Source organism: Bacillus sp. ISL-7, assembly GCF_018613065.1.
This window is the reverse complement of record NZ_JAGGQW010000019.1, coordinates 1-18,287: the sequence shown is the minus strand read 5'-3', so window position 1 is coordinate 18,287 and position 18,287 is coordinate 1. Positions and strand designations below refer to the sequence as shown.

Annotated in this window: 20 protein-coding genes; 9 read left to right on the top strand and 11 right to left on the bottom strand. The window is 35.7% G+C overall.

Going from position 1 to position 18,287, the window contains the following annotated elements:
- The first annotated feature begins 944 nt into the window (after positions 1–944).
- Positions 945–2,339: an MrcB family domain-containing protein gene (locus J7E66_RS05085; RefSeq protein ID WP_214998332.1), complete on the top strand. Its 1,395-nt coding sequence runs from the start codon at positions 945–947 to the stop codon at positions 2,337–2,339.
- 37 nt (positions 2,340–2,376) lie between these two features.
- Here the strand turns inward: J7E66_RS05085 and J7E66_RS05080 are convergent, their stop codons facing one another.
- The 3 genes from J7E66_RS05080 to J7E66_RS05070 all read right to left on the bottom strand — a co-directional run bounded on the left by J7E66_RS05080 (position 2,377) and on the right by J7E66_RS05070 (position 4,545).
- Entirely contained in the window at positions 2,377–2,721 is a 345-nt protein-coding gene (locus tag J7E66_RS05080) for a helix-turn-helix domain-containing protein (protein ID WP_214998331.1), read from the bottom strand.
- Positions 2,722–2,736: 15 nt separating this feature from the next.
- A complete protein-coding gene (locus J7E66_RS05075; protein WP_214998330.1) occupies positions 2,737–3,225 on the bottom strand; it encodes a hypothetical protein in 489 nt (162 codons plus the stop codon).
- Between the two features lie 126 nt (positions 3,226–3,351).
- Positions 3,352–4,545 (bottom strand): DGQHR domain-containing protein, encoded by a 1,194-nt coding sequence (locus tag J7E66_RS05070; protein ID WP_214998329.1) that lies wholly within the window; start codon positions 4,543–4,545, stop codon positions 3,352–3,354.
- A gap of 1,209 nt (positions 4,546–5,754) precedes the next feature.
- On the opposite strand from J7E66_RS05070, the gene J7E66_RS05065 reads away from it, so the two are divergent.
- Positions 5,755–6,060, top strand: coding sequence for a hypothetical protein (locus J7E66_RS05065; protein WP_214998328.1), 306 nt, complete (start codon positions 5,755–5,757; stop codon positions 6,058–6,060).
- Positions 6,061–6,161: 101 nt separating this feature from the next.
- Here J7E66_RS05065 and J7E66_RS05060 read toward each other — a convergent pair whose 3' ends face one another.
- Together J7E66_RS05060 and J7E66_RS05055 are read right to left on the bottom strand one after the other, a co-directional pair.
- Positions 6,162–6,488, bottom strand: a complete 327-nt coding sequence (locus tag J7E66_RS05060; RefSeq protein WP_214998327.1) for a type II toxin-antitoxin system PemK/MazF family toxin — start codon at positions 6,486–6,488, stop codon at positions 6,162–6,164.
- Positions 6,488–6,784, bottom strand: coding sequence for an AbrB/MazE/SpoVT family DNA-binding domain-containing protein (locus tag J7E66_RS05055; protein ID WP_251032775.1), 297 nt, complete (start codon positions 6,782–6,784; stop codon positions 6,488–6,490). Before J7E66_RS05055 ends, J7E66_RS05060 begins: the two co-directional genes overlap by 1 nt.
- Positions 6,785–6,950: 166 nt before the next feature.
- Here J7E66_RS05055 and J7E66_RS05050 point away from each other — a divergent pair, with 166 nt between their 5' ends.
- Positions 6,951–7,658, top strand: coding sequence for a MerR family transcriptional regulator (locus J7E66_RS05050; protein ID WP_214998326.1), 708 nt, complete (start codon positions 6,951–6,953; stop codon positions 7,656–7,658).
- Positions 7,659–8,222: 564 nt separating this feature from the next.
- Positions 8,223–9,311 (top strand): MobV family relaxase, encoded by a 1,089-nt coding sequence (gene mobV, locus J7E66_RS05045; protein ID WP_214998325.1) that lies wholly within the window; start codon positions 8,223–8,225, stop codon positions 9,309–9,311.
- A gap of 235 nt (positions 9,312–9,546) precedes the next feature.
- Here the strand turns inward: mobV and J7E66_RS05040 are convergent, their stop codons facing one another.
- Positions 9,547–10,332, bottom strand: coding sequence for a DeoR family transcriptional regulator (locus J7E66_RS05040; protein ID WP_214998324.1), 786 nt, complete (start codon positions 10,330–10,332; stop codon positions 9,547–9,549).
- A gap of 651 nt (positions 10,333–10,983) precedes the next feature.
- On the opposite strand from J7E66_RS05040, the gene J7E66_RS05035 reads away from it, so the two are divergent.
- Entirely contained in the window at positions 10,984–11,490 is a 507-nt protein-coding gene (locus tag J7E66_RS05035) for a hypothetical protein (RefSeq protein ID WP_251032774.1), read from the top strand.
- A gap of 173 nt (positions 11,491–11,663) precedes the next feature.
- The gene (locus J7E66_RS05030; protein ID WP_214998323.1) at positions 11,664–12,509 is read left to right on the top strand and encodes a hypothetical protein; all 846 of its coding nucleotides are present in this window, start codon (positions 11,664–11,666) and stop codon (positions 12,507–12,509) included.
- A 576-nt stretch (positions 12,510–13,085) separates the two neighbouring features.
- Here the strand turns inward: J7E66_RS05030 and J7E66_RS05025 are convergent.
- Positions 13,086–13,484: a hypothetical protein gene (locus J7E66_RS05025; RefSeq protein WP_214998322.1), complete on the bottom strand. Its 399-nt coding sequence runs from the start codon at positions 13,482–13,484 to the stop codon at positions 13,086–13,088.
- Between the two features lie 284 nt (positions 13,485–13,768).
- On the opposite strand from J7E66_RS05025, the gene J7E66_RS05020 reads away from it, so the two are divergent.
- A complete protein-coding gene (locus J7E66_RS05020) occupies positions 13,769–14,296 on the top strand; it encodes a hypothetical protein (RefSeq protein WP_214998321.1) in 528 nt (175 codons plus the stop codon).
- Positions 14,297–14,604: 308 nt separating this feature from the next.
- Here the strand turns inward: J7E66_RS05020 and J7E66_RS05015 are convergent, their stop codons facing one another.
- The 3 genes from J7E66_RS05015 to J7E66_RS05005 form a co-directional block, all read right to left on the bottom strand.
- A complete protein-coding gene (locus J7E66_RS05015) occupies positions 14,605–14,880 on the bottom strand; it encodes a hypothetical protein (RefSeq protein ID WP_214998320.1) in 276 nt (91 codons plus the stop codon).
- Between the two features lie 339 nt (positions 14,881–15,219).
- A complete protein-coding gene (locus J7E66_RS05010; RefSeq protein WP_214998319.1) occupies positions 15,220–15,519 on the bottom strand; it encodes a hypothetical protein in 300 nt (99 codons plus the stop codon).
- 12 nt (positions 15,520–15,531) lie between these two features.
- Positions 15,532–16,098 carry a tyrosine-type recombinase/integrase gene (locus J7E66_RS05005; protein ID WP_214998318.1) on the bottom strand — a complete coding sequence of 189 codons (567 nt, stop codon included), beginning with the start codon at positions 16,096–16,098 and terminating at the stop codon, positions 15,532–15,534.
- 451 nt (positions 16,099–16,549) lie between these two features.
- Here J7E66_RS05005 and J7E66_RS05000 point away from each other — a divergent pair, with 451 nt between their 5' ends.
- Both J7E66_RS05000 and J7E66_RS04995 read left to right on the top strand, forming a co-directional pair.
- Positions 16,550–17,470, top strand: coding sequence for a CAP domain-containing protein (locus J7E66_RS05000; protein ID WP_214998317.1), 921 nt, complete (start codon positions 16,550–16,552; stop codon positions 17,468–17,470).
- Between the two features lie 185 nt (positions 17,471–17,655).
- Entirely contained in the window at positions 17,656–17,979 is a 324-nt protein-coding gene (locus J7E66_RS04995) for a hypothetical protein (RefSeq protein ID WP_214998316.1), read from the top strand.
- A gap of 98 nt (positions 17,980–18,077) precedes the next feature.
- Here the strand turns inward: J7E66_RS04995 and J7E66_RS04990 are convergent.
- A partial coding sequence (locus J7E66_RS04990; RefSeq protein WP_214998315.1) for a hypothetical protein occupies positions 18,078–18,287 on the bottom strand: 210 nt, incomplete at its 5' end.

Sequence of the window (18,287 nt, the reverse complement as noted above, 5' to 3'; positions counted from 1 at the left end):
GATTCATCACTGGCGGTTGGTTCATCACTGGTGGTTGGTTCATCACTGGTGGTTGATTCATTGGTGGTTGGTTCATTGGTGGTTGATCCACTGGTCCATAATTGTTGCAGTTTTGAGACGAATTACAGTTTTTAAATGGTTTAGACCAACAAAAACCTGATGATGATACATAAGATAATCCAGAAGAGTCATCGCATCTTCTACTCAATGATTGTTCACTCCTATTAAAATACTTTTTTTATGACAAGCCTGCCAATATAGGCTTGTGATTAATGTCAATGCTATAAACTATTCAGAAAGGCAGATATAGCTTGTACATATGACATTTAAAAAAGTATATTTTTAAAATTGGGTACTCTTTACTATCGTTCATTCAATTCCTTTTGAACCATAAAAAACCACCTTTCTGTATCCGTCTCCTAAATTTATTTCGTTACTCACCTACCGAACTTGTGAGTGGAGTAAACATTTTGGCGATTTTGTTTACTTTTAAGAAAAAGGATCTGAAATTTATTAGATGTAACAAAATATGTATTTTGTTACATTGTTTTATGTCGCTAAATAAGTTCACTGAATATACAAACACTTAAAAACGATATAGATTCTTTCTGGTTGTTTCCTAGTATTTGTTTAAAGAAATAAAGGTAGTTCCAGCAGCTAAATACAAAACAACCCCCTCGAATGTCAGCCTCCAAAATTCTCGCTAGATCTAGATCCTATTAGATCAGTGTTTTCCCAATTCAAAAGTGTCAGGTTGTGACAATCATTCAAAAAGTATATATTTTACAGTTTGAAATTTAAATTTAGATCCGTATTATCATATCGATGTTTCTAAAATGTTAAAGCGAATTTTGGTAATTTTGTTCCTAAAATCGAAACATCGATTATATTTTTTGTTACCATGTAGTAAACTGAGATTAATAGTTTGAAGGGAGATGTTAGTTATGGTTACTGATTACAACAAGGTTGCTGGCGAATCAATTCGTTTTTATCGTGAATCTAAGGGGTTAAGTTTGCGGGATCTATCCGGTTTGTTAAAAATACCCTATACATCGATAGCTAAAATGGAAAATGGGGATCAACGAGTCGATAGTGATGTTTTAGTTAAAATGGCAGACATTTTTGATGTTTCTTTAGACCGAATGCTTAATCGGCAACAAAATAAAACTAGATTAACCAGCAGCAAAGTTAATCCAGCAAACGTACAAGACAATTTTAAACATGTATTGGATGGCTATTTAAATGCTAAAAATGAAACGTTTAAAGGCCATAGTATGGGCAAGGCAGTACGTGAAACCTTAAAAGATAGCATTATCGATGTTGCTTCTTTAAATGATGATATGTATCTGGTAACTGGTTCTGTTGGGCAAGGACAGTGGGCCGAAATTCCATGGGTTGCAATTTTTCTGAGAAATTTAACCACAACTGCAACAAAAGGATACGATATTGTTTATTTATTTACCGAAAACATGGACGGCTTTTATATAAGCCTTAATCAGGGGTACACGTATTACAAGGAAAAGTACGGGACAAAAGTTGGAAAAGAAAAAATTAAAGCTGTTTCTTCCATTCTCCGTAATAAACTTCATACGGTACCGGATCGTTTAAAAGGAGACCAAATTAATCTAAAAGGCAACGGTAACTTAAGCCAGGGCTATGAGGGCGGGCATATTTTTGGACGTTATTACAGCAAAAATTCTTTACCGAGTTCTGAGGAACTTATTCAAGATTTACTTGATTTGATAATCGTTTATAGAGAATTAGAAGGGATTATTGGCAATCGTTCCATTGAACAGTTTAATGATTATCTTCTTTTGGAGGACAATGGACAATTTCTAGAAATAGAGGAAAAAGAGGAACAGTACCAAGATAGTGTGTTTGCTGTTCAATTGGAAGAAAACAACTTGTTTGAAAATGAAGAAGAGGAGGATGAGGATTACCCGGAAGAAAGGCCGGATCCGATTGTTGATAAAGGGGGCAAAAAAAGGTGGCCGCGTGATGCAAAGGTTGCTGCTAAAGCGTTAAAATTATCGAACTATCTATGTGCATGCGAAGAGAAACACGAAACTTTTATTTCAAAAGCAACTGGAAATCAATTCATGGAAGCCCATCACTTAGTCCCAATGAAATTACAAATACAATTCGATTTTCATTTGGATAAGGTAAGTAATATTCTAAGTTTATGTCCAGTATGTCATCGTCTTTTACATCACGGTCCAGATGAGGTGAAAAAGACGATATTAGAAAAGTTATTCTATGAACGAATGGACAAATTAAAAAAAATAGGCATTTTGATAAACTTTAATGACTTAAAGAAAGCTTATGGAATAGATGAGTAAAAGAAAAAGATGACAGTTTACTTCACTGTCACCTCATTCAAGTAAATACAGGTTCGCGTCTGGGTCTTTTGGGATATTCACCAAATTTAATTTCTATGTCCCTAAGGCCGCCCAATGCGAAAAAGATTTTGTTATAAGTATCCGAACCAATAGTATTATCCCCACACTCAACCTTCGATATAGTAGCTTGTGTAATTTTATCGCCACCTTGGAGGATGATTTCTACTAGTTGAGATTGTGTTAATCCTAATTCCAAACGACGTTGAAAGATCTTTTTGCCCATCGTAACTTCAAAGCTATTCATATGTTCAATTACACCAGGAACTTGATCTAATAAGTCCATTAAGTTATTATGCTTCTCGTTGAATTTTCTTTTACTCATTTGGTTCATTCCCTTCTAATCCAAATATTTTTTTGGATCACGGCAGAAGTCTAAGTAAATTTTATGGCTGTCGTTGATTTTCTGTTGTAATTCTGGAGGATTGGGGTCTCCTTTTTTTAAGAGTCCTTTTGTAAAAACAAGGAGATTTTCCCCTTCGTATTCATATTCGAAAAAAATTGCACGGAAAGCACCTGGAATGCTTCTGTTTACCCGAAACTCTAATAAAGGTACCTTGCGAAGGGGTTTTAATATCTGGAGTGTTCTTTTGTCTCCGTTGTCCTCTTCGAAAATAGCCTGTAGTCTCTGGTTAGTAGGAATAGATGTATCCTTTAGTATAGCCATTCCTTGTCGTATATACTTTGCTAAGTGTTGTGCGTCTTGGTCACCACTAATACCTTGAAAAGCTATCTGCCTGATTAATTGTTCAACTTCACTTACACCCTTGTTATCTTCCAAATAAATGATTGTGTTCATAATTATATTGTAAAGAATATAAATTTTCAACAAAAATATATTCTTTACAATATATTCCCCCCCTTCAAAAAAGTATACACTTTTTTATTTTTTATTTTTTCTTCTATGTATTAAAGGAAGAAGAACTATCGATTATCCGATAGTTCTCTTTTTCTTTTAAAAGATGATATCAGCCTCTTCGTATTCAGCGTAATTAGACTCAATCTCATCTTTAATTTGGTCAGCTAATTCCTTAAATGCCTTTTGGGAATTTGCACGAGAAGCATCTCCACCCTGGATACCTGCTTCCCGGTTACTCGCTTTCCAAAACTCATCATAGTCCTTAACACTTCTATCTGCATATTTCTGCATAAACTCAGCGATGGTTTCTGGTGTGAATTCTTTAATCTTTTCACGTTTCACCATATATTCATCTATCACAAAAGGTGCGACCATATGCCATGAAAAGAAACCAGGTGTTTTTTGAATAACCCACTTATCTTTGTCTTCTTTAGTCTCAGGGAACGCATCAGGCATTAATCGTTTTAGCCCATTCCAATAAGCATTAACTAAATCTGCAATTCTTTCACCTGCATCTTGTTCATCAAGATTATTTTCCCATATTTTCTTTATGAAAGATATTTCTAATATGGGTTTCAATGAAGTAACAAAAGATGTGGAGGAGGCAATTTCTCCATCTTTAATTTGACCGACTGAAATGTTGTTGTACCAGACTGAATCAGTTTTTTCACTTAAAGCCATTGATACATTTAAGGCTACTAGCTTCCATTTTTCAGCTTTTGTTAATTTCATTGATGTATTTTGTTTCATTTCGTTTAGAAGCTGTAAGGCTAGATCTGTTGAAACACGTTTTGGGGTACTGTTAATTTCGTAAAATGAAGTAATCTCATCGATTCTGTCATTAACAATCATCATTACAAATGGTATTTGAAACTTTTTTAATTCAAACTGTTTTAAATCAGTAATCGCATATTCTAATCCTAAAATTCTGTGTTGCCCATCAACTACCCTTAATTTATGTCCTTCTGGAATTACAATCTTCACTAAATTTGGCGTGTCAGTGCGTTCAATTTTTATAGAATTAATTGACTCTTTTTCCCCTTTATTTAAGTTGGCACTCAAAGTGATGGAAGTAGGAAGCCAAGAATTTTGTTCTTTCATTTTTCTCCCTATCTTACGAAAGTGCGACTGAACTGGGTGTCGTTGACACCCTTGTTCATCAATTGGTTTTCCAGGTTTCCATACATCAATTTCATAAATATCAATTAGATCTTCAGTATCAATTACACCAGTAATTACTTTTCTGCCGCGTTGGTCCCCAAGAAAACCAAATAAAATTGTTTCACTCATTATAAATTCCGCCTCTCTTTTTAACATCATAATTCAACATCCGTATTTCATATCTGTATTATTTCACATTTGAGATCTAATTGCAACATCAAAAATCAAGATCCAAAATATTTTTTTAAAAAGATCTATTAACAACATCAAAAATCAAGATCCAAAATTTTTTTAAAAAAGATCTATTAACAACATCAAAAATCAAGATCAAAGGTATCTTAAATAAGTAATCGTTTTTATATCCAAGTGTTAGGGTGTTAGAGTTCCCGATCTAGCACTCTCTTTTTTTATAAGGATTTATATATATATATAGGAGATATATGGGCCATAATCAAGGGCATATACCGGACCTAGAATAGACATAATAGAATAATAGGGAAGATAATAGCCACCATCTAAATAGAAGGGCATACGCGGCCATTGTGAGGGCCTCAGGGACTATAACACTATCAAATACCAAGAGAAGTGAAAGTAGGGGGATCTCCTTTCCAAATCTTAGCATAGTTCACTATCCTGTCCCGTTAGCTTAAGAAAAAAGAATCTTAAATTTGCCAATGTAACAAAACATCCATTATGTTACATAAATAAAAGTCACCCTTGAGGGTGACTTCATTGTTAGATATGCTTATGTATTTGACTGGTGCGAGCACGTAACGATCTACCTTGCACTATTATGAATAGCTGATTACCTATTTATGATCTTTCGACCATAAATAAACAGTTTACCACCCATAATAATGGTTCGTTCGACCGTACAAAATACCTGTACACCCATATATAACCTCTCGGCTACATATGAACGTTAACTTCATTGAGTCATGTACTCAACTTAGTCTGCGGCACTCGATACGATCTTCGCTCGACCCTATATCATAAATTGGGACCCTATTGTAATAATACCCTTTAGAGGTACGACTACAATAAAACCTTTCTTTACCATATAGAATCTTCCCTCCGACTATACACAAACCATCATTAGATGACCTGTATATACTCTTTGGCCGACCTATATACACCCCAAAAGAGCATATATAAATCTTGGCTCAACCGTTACGTACCCGATATTAATATCATGAGCAAATTCAATTAAATTATGCGCAACGAGAATTTACCGTTTTTGCTAAAAGATGGCTTTAGCCATTGAACATATTATTTTTACTTCTACACATAATATTATCGGTTCTCTTGATATTTAAACTTACTAAGGAGTGATCACTCATGTACAATCAACAAATCATTTCTCAAATCCAAAGCACGTTACAACAAATGCAAAGCTCAGAACAAAGTAATGCTGCTCAGTTAAGACAATTTTCTAACCAACTTCAACAAATTGTTCAGCATGAAGTTTCTGCTGTTCAGCAAATTCAACGTCTTAACCAATTATGTACCCAATTAAGCCAGGAAGTTCAACGTGTGTCCCAATTAGGGATTCAGCAACAACCTTGGCAACCCCAAGTAGTAGGAGTACAGCAACCATTTATACAACCGTTGTCTTCCTATTCACCAGTGAATCCACAACATTAATAAAAACGTCTTAACATATTGAGTTTTCATCATAAAAATCCCAACTTATCTATGAAATAAAAAGATAAGTCGGGATTTGTTTTTAAATGTTTTCTTTTAATTTACAAAAAGGTATGTATTTTGGCTAAACAATCATTCACGATTTCTTCAGGAGCTTGTCCCCTAACCTGAAGGTTTCGGGCATGCCAATCTAAATTTTTCACTTGATCAGTTAAAATAACACCTTGAAAAGCCAAGTCCGCAGGGAGCTTGACCTCATAACCCCATCCTCTGACAGTGTTTGTAATTGGACATACGGAGGCAAATCCTGTTACTTCATTAAATGCTTTTGGCGATAAAACGATTCCAGGTCGATTTCCTGCTTGTTCATGCCCTGCTTGTTGATTAAAATTCACATAAACAAGATCGCCACGTTCTGGTGCTGGCATTAAATTAATTCATTCCCCTCTATCCCAAAATCAATTTCTACATGACGATTTTCCGGTTTACATTGTGCTAATAGTTCTTCTAATGAATATTTCTTTGATTGTTTTTTAGGAACTAATGTGATTGTTCCTTCGTTCCCCACAACTCTCATTTCCATTTCAGAGCCTTGGTGAATCTCAACTCGTTCAGCAACATCCTTAGGAATTCGTATAGCAAGACTGTTTCCCCATTTTTGGACGGTTGTTGCCATGCTCATAATTTCCACCTCTTTTTCCTCATACATTTTTTTCTCTTCCATTCTAACACGCTCCGTCACGTTTGTATATACACAGTATATACATAAGGGAAATAAATGATACAGGATTTGAAGGAAAACAAAGAATTCTCTTTTTTATTCGTCTGTTATCCTTGTAGGATTCTAGCGTTATCATCTAGAATGTATAAGGATAATGGGGTGATAACGAATGAATGATGGAAAAGCATTCGGCTATTTCAGCAAGGTGGTGGCAGATCGGCTGGGCATTGCGACAGATACACTTCGGTCATGGTCGATCAAATTGGAGGCTCTCGGGATTCAGTTCGAACGGAATGATGCAAAACGCCGGATTTATTATGAAAAGGACGTTCGGGCGCTCGAAAATATGAAGGAGCTCCTCGCACTCCAGCAACCGCTCGATGATGTCGCAAAGATCATTGCTGAAAAAATCGAAAATGGCACGTTCGATAACGCTCAAACGGATAATAACGGTTCAATAACGATAAAGCATGATTTTAGCGTTATTGAGAAAAATAATGCGTTATCGGTAGAGGAACTAAAGAAATTGATGACAGAATTGGCGTCAGCTGCAGCACAAACAGCAGCAACAAAAGCAGCGGAAGAAAATTTCCAAAAGTATCAGGAGCAGCAACAGCGCTTGCTGCCATCACCAGAAGAAGAACGCCGGAAAAAATTCGATGAAATGATGCTCCACAGAAGAATCGAACGTCGGCTACAGGATCGGGCGCATCAGGAATGGGAACAGCTTCCGGAATCTGAACGAACCTTAAAAGTTGGTTTGTTTGGTTTGAAACGCATTGAAAACGCAGGAAAACGGCATGATTTCATCAGAGAATATGTGGATCGACACTACGAAACAGAATTGCAACAAGAATTAGATATCGATGCTAGGTAAAAAAGAAACGTTCCCGTTTCTTTTTTATTTCGCCGGAGGCCGACGCGATCCAACGCACTGCGTTGGCGGGGGTGGTGGGGCGAGGAGTCCCACGGTCTTGTCTTTTGGCACGCACCGTGCCTTGCCTGCCTGCAGGCAAAAAAGCCTCGCAGAGCTTACCACTTTGCAGAGCAAAGTGTAATAAGCTACACTTAACTAAATAAAGTCCTTCGCTCAGACCCTATCTAGATGGTTCATTTCGGGAGTCGTTCTTGATGAGTTTTGCATGTCCATCAGGGAAAATATTTTAAGTCCTCTATTACATTTAACCGCAAATAAGAGAGAATCGGCTGCGCAAATAAAAAATCAATCAATCTCCATATTGTTTGCGTTTTTAAAGTGTTACCAACCCATTCATACCAAGAGGGGATTGGCTCCTGTTTCGTTTCGTGACCAGCAGAAGACCTCGCCTATACTACGTAAACATAGCCGAGGTCTTCTGCTACTGACGAAAGGCGGAGCCAATCCCAAGTGTTGAGTGGGTGATGAAAGAATTTTAGTGTTTTAGATTGGGAGGTATTCTTGATGAGTTTTGCTGTTATCCATATGAAAAAATTAAAAGCGCCGGATGTGAAAGGGATCCAGATTCATAATCAAAGAGAGAAAGAGAGTCATAGTAATTTTGATATTGATAAAGAAAGAAGTTATTTAAATTATGATTTATTAAATGATTCCAAGATCAATTATACGGATCAGATTCAAAAAGAAATCAATGAGCGTTATACCGGTACGAAAAAGATCCGGAGAGATGCCGTGAAACTTTGTTCGTTTCTGGTGACGTCCGATAAGTCATTTTTTGATGCACTTTCACCAGAGGAAGAAAAACGATATTTTCAGGAAAGCTTAATGTTTCTGCAAAATCGATATGGAAAAGAAAACATCCTTTATGCCATGGTTCATAAAGATGAAAAAACGCCCCATATGCATGTAGGAATGGTACCGATCACAACAGACGGCAAATTGGCAGCTAAAGAGTTTTTCGGCAAGAGATCCGAGCTGCAGCAGCTGCAGGACCAATTCCATGAACATATCGTAAAAGCTCGCTTTTCTCTGGAACGTGGAATATCCAGTGATAAAAAACATGTCGAGCCAAAACGCTTTAAAGCGATGTCAGCGAGAGAAGAAATTCAATCACTAGAAGGTCAACTACAAGAAAAACAGGAACAAAAACAGCAGATTGACTCCTCCATGAAGGAGATAAAGGGTCGCTTAAGCGACCTGGAAGGCGATTTAAGCGCGATTACAAAACATAGACAGGCTATTGATCAAATCGAAACGAAAAAGCCTCTAACAAGCCGTGACAGCGTTCTAATTAAGCAAGATGATTTTATCCAACTTCAACAGGCAGCTAAAAAAGCACCTTTAATCGAACGGCAGTTGATTCAATTAAACAATGAGAATCAAGATTTAACTCAAAAGATAGCTGGATTAGATACCAAAAATGACAGGCTGAAACACGAAAACAAAGAGTTAAAAGCGGAAAACAGCAAACTAAAAGCCATGTTAGAGAGAGTTCAATCGTTTTTTAAGGAAAATCAGCTATTTGCAAGGTTCAACGAGTTTTTACATAAGTTCGCTAAAGAGAAAGAAAAAAGTACAGAAATGGAACGGTAAAATAAGAAAATTATTTATAATCCCCTTCACGCGTATAGGCCTTTAACAGGCTTGTACTGCGTTTCTAACTTTTCTCTTTATTGAACTTCGAATATTTTTTTAAAACCCCGTAAAAATCGAATATGGAGGTCTCACAGCCATTTTCGAAAAACACTGTATCTATTTTTACGGATTTAAATCCAGAACGGTTCTAACGATTTTTTATGATTGGTAGAATCGTCATTTCTCTGGCGTTCTATTGTTCTAACCAATTATAAAAGGGTATCTCTTTTTTCTTTAGTCCCAATATCTCTCTGATTACTTTAGCATTTTCTTCTTCCTGCTGTTTCCTAATCGTTTTTTGACGCCTATTTTCTGCATATAAAGCTTGCCATTCTAATGATCGAACCATGCGATCTATGTAACTTGATAAATATTTAATTCTATTTCCCTTATTAATAGAGTCGTTCACTCGATTCACAACATATTGAACAATTTTATTGTTGCTTATATTAATATCTCTTTCTTGTTTTTTAGGTAATAAATAGGTAGGGAAGTTTTTTGCGCCTTCATCCTTACTCTCCCAAGATGTTTCCTGATTTTCTGTTTGGAAATCGGTTTGGAAATCTTCTGATTGTATCCCTAACAATTCAACCCAATAATGAAAGTAGGGGTGGTTTACAAATAGATAAATAGGTTTTCCTCTTCCATTGCAGCGTGTAGCCCTTCTATGTACCTTTATGACTTGTCCTAATTCCTCTAGTTCTTTTAATCGGTTTCTTACAGTCCGATCGCTAATAGCATGTCGTTCTGCGAGGTATTCATCTCCAGCATAAAAGAACCCTAGTTCAGTCCCTAAAAAGCAGATCATGTCAAAGGATTGCCTAGTTCCTTCTTTAAATCGATTCCACTTGTCCCCTAACACCTCTTGAATACGGTCCAAAAGGCTATATTTTACCTTTTTCTTGTCTTTACTGGTAGTTACATATGGATTATAAGAAATCATTTGTTTAAACTGGTTTGTTTCTACAAAGTAAGTCATTCTAGTATTCTCCCTTTCTGGGGGAAAACAAAAAGACACTGATCCCTAAAATTGTACAGGGAAACAGTGCCTTTAAAATGTTCTATTAAAACAAAAACATTTTTTCCTTGAAACTATCACATATATGTCCTAAAATGATAGTACATATATGTAAGTAACAAAGAACTTCGACAAGTGTTTTCCCTACTGCTACTAGGGGGAACGGTTACAGTAGGACGGCAATCCTCTGTAACAGTTGGAGTTCTTTTTCTTTTCCGTTCATTTAGTTAATGTAAGTATAAACTCTTAATTATGGGTAGTCTAGTAAATTTTGCTAGATTATCCAATAGAGTAATGCCTGCACCATTAAAAAGTTTTATCCATTCTTACAAAACGAATAAAACTGCGTCTTAGACTTACTCAGATTGGACTTTCACCAATTAGGGGTAGCGTCAGGAAAATGCGGATTTACAACGATTAAATTTTGATACAAGTCTTATGAGACATCACGGAGCCTAATTTAGAGGTGATTTGATTATGTATCAATAGGTTCTACTCTATTGAGATTGTGAAGGTTTCTACTTAAGCTAACGAAGCAGGTTACTTGAATAAGGATAGTTGTAAATGCTTTGGGCAAAATAACCCCTAAATATAATTTTAGGGTGAAGGAAAATGAACCAAAGGGTTTCTCTTTCGTTACTAATGTTCAGTTTCATAATTTTTGGAACAAACAATGTAAATGTATTTGCCAATTCAAAAGGAGAAGGAAAGCCTCCTAAAAGCGTTTGTATAGAAGAGTTTGAAAAAGAAAGTAAAGAATTTGATCACAAAGTGTTAAAGGATATTGTAAAGAGCTTCAACGTAGATTTAACGGGTTATCAAGAATTTACGCACGATGACTTAAATTTAAAAGTAGGGGATAACCTTAATGATCATTCTGACAAAATTTCATTACAGCATTTATTTGTAGGTTCCAGTATTGGTTCAAGGAAATTATTCTTAGAAAATGGTTTGGATGGCACAAAGGGATATTTTCTATATAAAAGAATCGATGGAAACAATGTACTAAAGGAATTGCATAAAATGGGTAAAGTTTGGGTTGTAATGTCGGTAAATGAAAAGAAATCAGTTAGGTATCGACTAAAGCATTTTAATTGGGATAAATGTATGGAATATTAACAAATCAGATCAGATATAATTTTTCAACTAACGAGGAGCTTTACTTCAATAAGGAGTAAGGCATTTTCTTGTTCAACTAACGGATGCAGTTTAGTTGAACAAAGGTTACTGATATTCAAGGGAACACCAGGGAACAATAATCTCTAATATTAGCTAAATAAAGGGGATTATTGATGAAAAAAATTTTATTATTTACCATATTGGTATCAGTCATTTTAAATCTTTCACCAACTTTTACTCACGCTGAAGTAAAATTAAATAAAGACCCAATGAAAATTATCAATGAGTTTGTACCATCAAACTCAATACTGGTAAGTCCTAAAGAACCTAAATCAACTAAACCATATCAGTTTTATGACTTTAACCAAGATGGACAAGAAGAGATTATTATTACTTTTGAAATAAAGGCAAAAGAACAACCAAATCCTTCACAATATGGCGTAATAGTATTAAGAAAAGAAAATGAAAGATGGGAAAAAACTTGGGAGACCCAAACACAGGGGATAGGATTAGATTATTCAGGTGTTACTGATATTACTGGTGATGGTATTAAAGAGTTTCTCTTCGGTGTCACAATTGGTGCTTCAGCAGGAAATAACCTAGAGATTTTTAAATGGGATAATAATTCTTTAAAGATGATAGCAGAAGTTCCGTATCATATGATGGAGCTATTAAGTAATAAGAAAGTTGGTATAGCCGTTTGGCAAAGGTACATTGCAGATACCTATTTTGTAGATGTTCTAAAATGGAGTGGAAAAAAATTAGTTCTAGATGAAGAACTATACTCTAGTTACTATCCTGAAATTGAAAAATTTTATAACGACAAAATATCCAAAATGGATGCGTGGTTCTATTGGTACACACTTGCAGATGCTCAAATAAAGGCAAATTTGTTTGAAAAAGCTAGGAATTCTATACAGAAAGGAACTACATTAGCAAAGCAATTATCATTACCTGATGCAGTAGAAAACTTTGAACAATTAAGTGATAAGCTGGATAAAAAGAAAAAATCTTATTAAGCTAACGGGTGCGTTAGTTCAACAAGGATAGATAAAAAGGCGATTCCTTAATACCACAGGAAATCGACTTTTTTTATGGGTTGCAACTTCCTTAGCGTTGTAAATCCGCATTTTCCTGACGCTACCCCTATAGGAAATCATTTGATTAAACTGCTTTGTTAGTTTAAGTGTAATGCTTCACAATACGTTTACTGCCTGTTTATCCTTTAAAATAAAGTAATACAATTAGAGAAATGATAAGAAAAATTAAAAAAATAGGACCGACACCCGAAGTATAAACTACGTAAATTCTAACGTGAAGAACAACATTTATTATGACTATTATTAGTAAGCAAAGGAGTAATAAAATTATTATATTTACATTTTTATTCCTATACAAAAAATCAACCCCAATCAAGGGAGTTAAACTCTGCAATTGCTAATAGAATAGTTCGGTAAATTATAAATATGTTGTTAATAGTATATTTATATCAACAAAATACAGATGTTGTTCCAATCACTTGACTGTTATTTGAAAATGAAAAAGGCGATTCTTGGAAAATAAAGAATCGCACTAACATAAGAATTACCTTATTACTAATTTTCAAATTGCATACCTGATATGACTTGTCCTGCTTTATCATTAATCTCTACAAAATAAGAGAAACTAACCACATCTTGTTTATGTAATTGAATAAGTTTCTCCCATATCTGGTCAGATAATTTTGCTGCATTATCCACATTTGAACTATCTATTGTTGTTGCTATCAAAACTTTATCCTTCTGGGATTTTATTTCTCTAATTTCCTTGTAATCCTTTAACTCATCCTTCATTACATTAATTAGTTGGGTTAAATTCTTACTTTCTTTTGTACCATTGGATATTTCTCCTGCTTGAGGTATATCTTTTGTAATATTGACTACTATTAGACAAACCGTAATTAAACTAATAAAAATGACAACCCCTACTAAAAACTTTTTACTAATTTTGGACACCCCCTCATAATTGAAAGATATGCCAAATGATATTTATAATTCCATTAACATCGGTAAAAGTATAAATATCTTTCTTCAACTAACCTGCCCCGTTAGTTTAAGTGAAAATATTCACAATCTCAACACAAATGTATTTACTATCATTCTTTTGAATCTTTTGTATACATCTTGTATTCGTCGTCATTCTTTTTGTATATAAATTGTATTCATTTGTATTTTGAAAGATAATTAGATTAATTACTTTGTATACATACCGAATCAGAACGAAACAGGAGGGAGAAAAAATGGGTTATCTAGAACAATTTGCAAAGAACAGCAGAGCAAAAGAAAAAACAGAGGTGTTAACTGCTCGGATCCCAGAAAGTCTATATAGAGATTTTAAGGATTATTGTGATGATTTAGGGCTATCTATTAGTGAAGCTGTTTATTTGCTAGTAAAACGCGAGATGACAGGGTTTGAGAAGGAAACACAAGATGATGAATCGGTGTTGTATACAAACGAAAACAATTCGAATGATGACGAATACAAAAAGAATCATTTTGTAGTTGAAACGACTACAAATGTAGTTAAACCAACTACAAAAAAAATCAGTACGACTACAGAGCGATTCACAACAAAACAATGGCAAGTGAATGGAGAACTTCCCTGCCCTAAATGTGGAGAGTGGGTAAGTGCTTCTAATTTTTCCAGACACGCAAAACAACACGGCAGCAACACCTATTCGATTTTCACGAATGAAACGGATCTGATTAAAATAAATGAAATGATTAAAGTGAGGAACAACTCATTAAGTTTGAATAGTTCCAAATAAATAAAGGGTGTAACCTACTATAAAATGTCCCCTTTTCTTTTCAATTTGTTTTATGCTTTTAATCAGAAAAAAAGCTTTTTTGTTTAAAACTACTTCTATTAGTCAATAACAATACTAAATAGTCCTCTTGGGAGGTAGTTTAGATGAAATGTAGATATTGTAGTAAAACCATACGGAATACAAAGGATTCCCAAAAAAGACTTGGGCTTTGTGCAAAGTGTTATAACTTCGATAAAAAATGGGTTAAAGAAGGTATTAAATATTCCAGGGCAAAATAAAATCTCCTAGCCATCCGGCCAGGAGATTTTTTAATAATAAACTTTGTTATTGATCAGTGTAGGATGAACCTTATATTCTTCTACCTTATTAAATTTTTGTTGCAGCCACTCCAAGACATTAGGAGAGTCTAAGGAAATTCTTAACAGCTGATCGGACATTTCCGATTTCGTCATTCCGCAGCTTGTTGCTAACCTGGATAGTTTTCTATCATACTCGTTATTAATGGAAATGCTGAACCGGACACACCTTTTACCACCCAAGTTTCGTTCCTTTGCTGCTTCTGAACGGTTTTTCAATACACTCATTAAAATTCCCTCCTTGCTTGGTATATCTGTATTTAAAAGTGGTGTACTACACCAGTGAATCAACTTGATACATATCTATGCCTGTCTATTCGTGTTAAGAACATTTTTTAAATGAACCCTTTCCCCTTCCTCCTCTCTAAATGTTTTCTCTTGTATTCTCTTAGATTTTTCAAAACCTGAAACTACATCAGTGATGCAGTGGTTCAGTGATTCACCAGCAGGAGGGAAGGTCCTGGACGACTGCTAATACCTATGGTTATATAAATAAAATAAATAAACCAGGTCCCGTATCTCGCCGGCCTGGCTTTGGTTGGCTACGGTTTCTGACCGCTTTGCTGCTTATTTTTTTGGTATTCGCTTTGTCCATCCTCCGAGGAAGGGGATCTTATCGCCCTCCGAAACTGCTTCTATATCTCCAAAATGGAAGAACTCCTCTTGATCCGGATCATCATCTAGAACGGACCAAAAACCCTCTCTTTCGTCCTCTAACTGTGTTATATGGCCATGATAATACATGTCGTCCTCATCTTCTTTTGTGGTCCAATAGCGGACAACGATCGTCACATAGTCGCCTTCTTGGTATCTAAAGTCAACTAAACCCGGTCCGTAAATGCTGCCGTCTTTGTATTTTACTTTCATTGGATCTTCCCCCTATAAAACAAAATGGTTTAGATTGTTTTCTATCTCTTCCGCCGTGATCCCGATATATTTTAGAGTAATCTCCGGGTGTGCATGATTAAGGATCATTTGAAGCTGTGCAACGTCTTTAAACTGCTTATAATGCCAATACCCGAATGTTTTACGCATGGTATGAGTTCCGATACCGTCCTCTATATCCACCATTTTAGCAGCCTTATTTAGCTGTCTATACGCTTGAATACGTGTTATAGGCTTATCCCCCTTACGACTAGGAAACAGCCATTCTTTACCGTCCAGTGTCTTTATATATTCGTTTAATTCCTCATAAATGTTAGTTAGATGAATGATTCTAGGCTTTTCTGTTTTCCCTTCCTTAACAGTGATCTTCTTTTTTCTCTTAATATCCTTTACCTTTAAATTTAATAGATCACTAACACGTAAACCGGTATTGATTCCTAATAGGAACAGTATGTAATCCCGATCGCCACACCATTTTTTTAAAGACCATTTCATATCCGTTACTTGTTCATAGTCTCTTATTGGCTGAACATCCTTAATTCCGTCTTTTTTATTCACCATGTTAACCCCTACCTTTGACATCAATAAATTAGCGTTTTTGAATGTAACATATTTTAAGTAATTTAAGGATACACGCCATTTATCGCTAAGTCTAGTGTTTTAGGTAAAATGAATGTAACTTAATATCTATTATGTTACATAATATTTCTCCCTTGGGGCACAAAATTCTAAGGTTGGGAGATGAAGATCGATCAACTATGATTCCATAGAGACCATCCGTTAGTCTGACTCCACACCACGGTGATAGGTTGAGTAAACATTTGGGAGATTTTGTTTACTCAGTAAGAAAGATCGTCTTTATGACAATCTTTTTTACTAAAGCTTCGTTTGTTCGGGTTTCTGATTCGAGAATGATCAAAAATGGACTTCTATTAATGGACAAATGGACAAGCACTCATTGGTTTTTTTCATAGATTATTCTAGCTTTATTTGAAAGGCAGGTGAATAATTTATGGTAACTACAAGTGAGGTAATTGCCGCCGTTAATCAATTTCGCCGTGATATTGGATTCAATGAGTTAATCGTAAGTGATCAACTAATGCGTTTAGCGGCTGCAAAAGCAGCAGACCATCTTCTTGGTGGATATCCTGATCCTAGTACTGTACCTGGTCCATGTGCTCATATTAGTCCAAGACTTGGCTCACCTATTGATCAGGCAAGAAGCGCTGGTTATTGTTATTATCCTTATGAACTTTATGCAGGTTCAAGAGGACAAATGGTCAATCCAATAAATCTTTGGCGAAATAGTCCTTGTCATGATCAATGGCTTAGAGCTACTTTTGCAATTAACCCAGTGTGCGGCATATTCACTCAAACCGACATCACGAATGCAAGGATGGAAGTTCAAAACTTGACTCACATTGGTGTTGGATATGCTTTCAATCCTGCAACGAATGGTGATGAATGGGTATTAATTATGGCTAATGAAAGACAACCTTATACTAGTATGTTTGATCCTTATAGAGCATCTTGCGGTTCAACACCAATAGCAGCACCACCTCCAGTACCACCTCCAGCAGCATGCTCAAATCCAACACCACCACCTCCAACATGCCAAACTGGCTGGAGGCAAGAAAATAACAGTTGGGCTTATTACCAACTCGTTAATAATCAATGTGTGAGAAAGACAGGCTGGCAGTTTAATGCTGAGACGAATGTTATGAAACAGACACTGAGAATAAGTACAGTCGGGGCAACACACAACTGGTTCTATATCGATCCAAATACTGGAGTTTGGTCAGGCTGGGTATGGAATGAAATAGATCAAAGTTGGTATCTCTTCTGGACTGATAATAACTGGTATAAATATCAATGCGACACTAATAATCAAAACTGCCAGTTTATACAACAATCAGGAGGACCATTTCGTTAATCTACTTTGATTTCCCCATCACCGTAGGAGAATCGCCCACTTCATTGAGAGAGAAAAACGCGATTTTTTTCGCGTTTTTTTTGGGGGATATAAACCCTTAGGCTTCCTATATATTTTGCGCTTGTCCAAACATATATTTGATATTTTACATATCCTGTACTAACTATTTTTAGGAGGTAAAGTTTATGTCTGATAGTTTTGCAATGTTAAAGGATGGTAGAGGAAATTCTACGCCATTATCTAAAGAACAATTTATAGACCTTCTTGAAAACGGAATGGACCCACTAAATGGATACACACTGCCTGAAGCTCCTCCATCTCCTATACGAATTTTCTTTGTTCCGACTATTGTCTTTTCTAAAATATTCTTTCCTCCAACATCAATACGTCGTCCACTATTTCCAACTACTTTTACTATTATCTGTGAGAACGGAAAGACATTTCAGGGTATTGCTGTCCATATCCACGGTAAACAAAAAGAAAAAGCGGACCCTTTTCAGTCCGCTTAATCGTTCAAATTGGGTAACTTTTTTGTAACCATCATGATTTCTTTTTACGATTTTTATTGCTTTTTCCTTTGTTGGAACGGTTACGGCCTTTATCACAATCACAGTCTTGATCTGGTGGTTGGTTCATTACTGGTGGTTGATTCATCACTGGCGGTTGATTCATCACTGGTGGTTGATTCATCACTGGCGGTTGATTCATCACTGGTGGTTGATTCATCACTGGCGGTTGATTCATCACTGGTGGTTGATTCATCACTGGTGGTTGATTCATCACTGGTGGTTGATTCATCACTGGTGGTTGGTTCTTT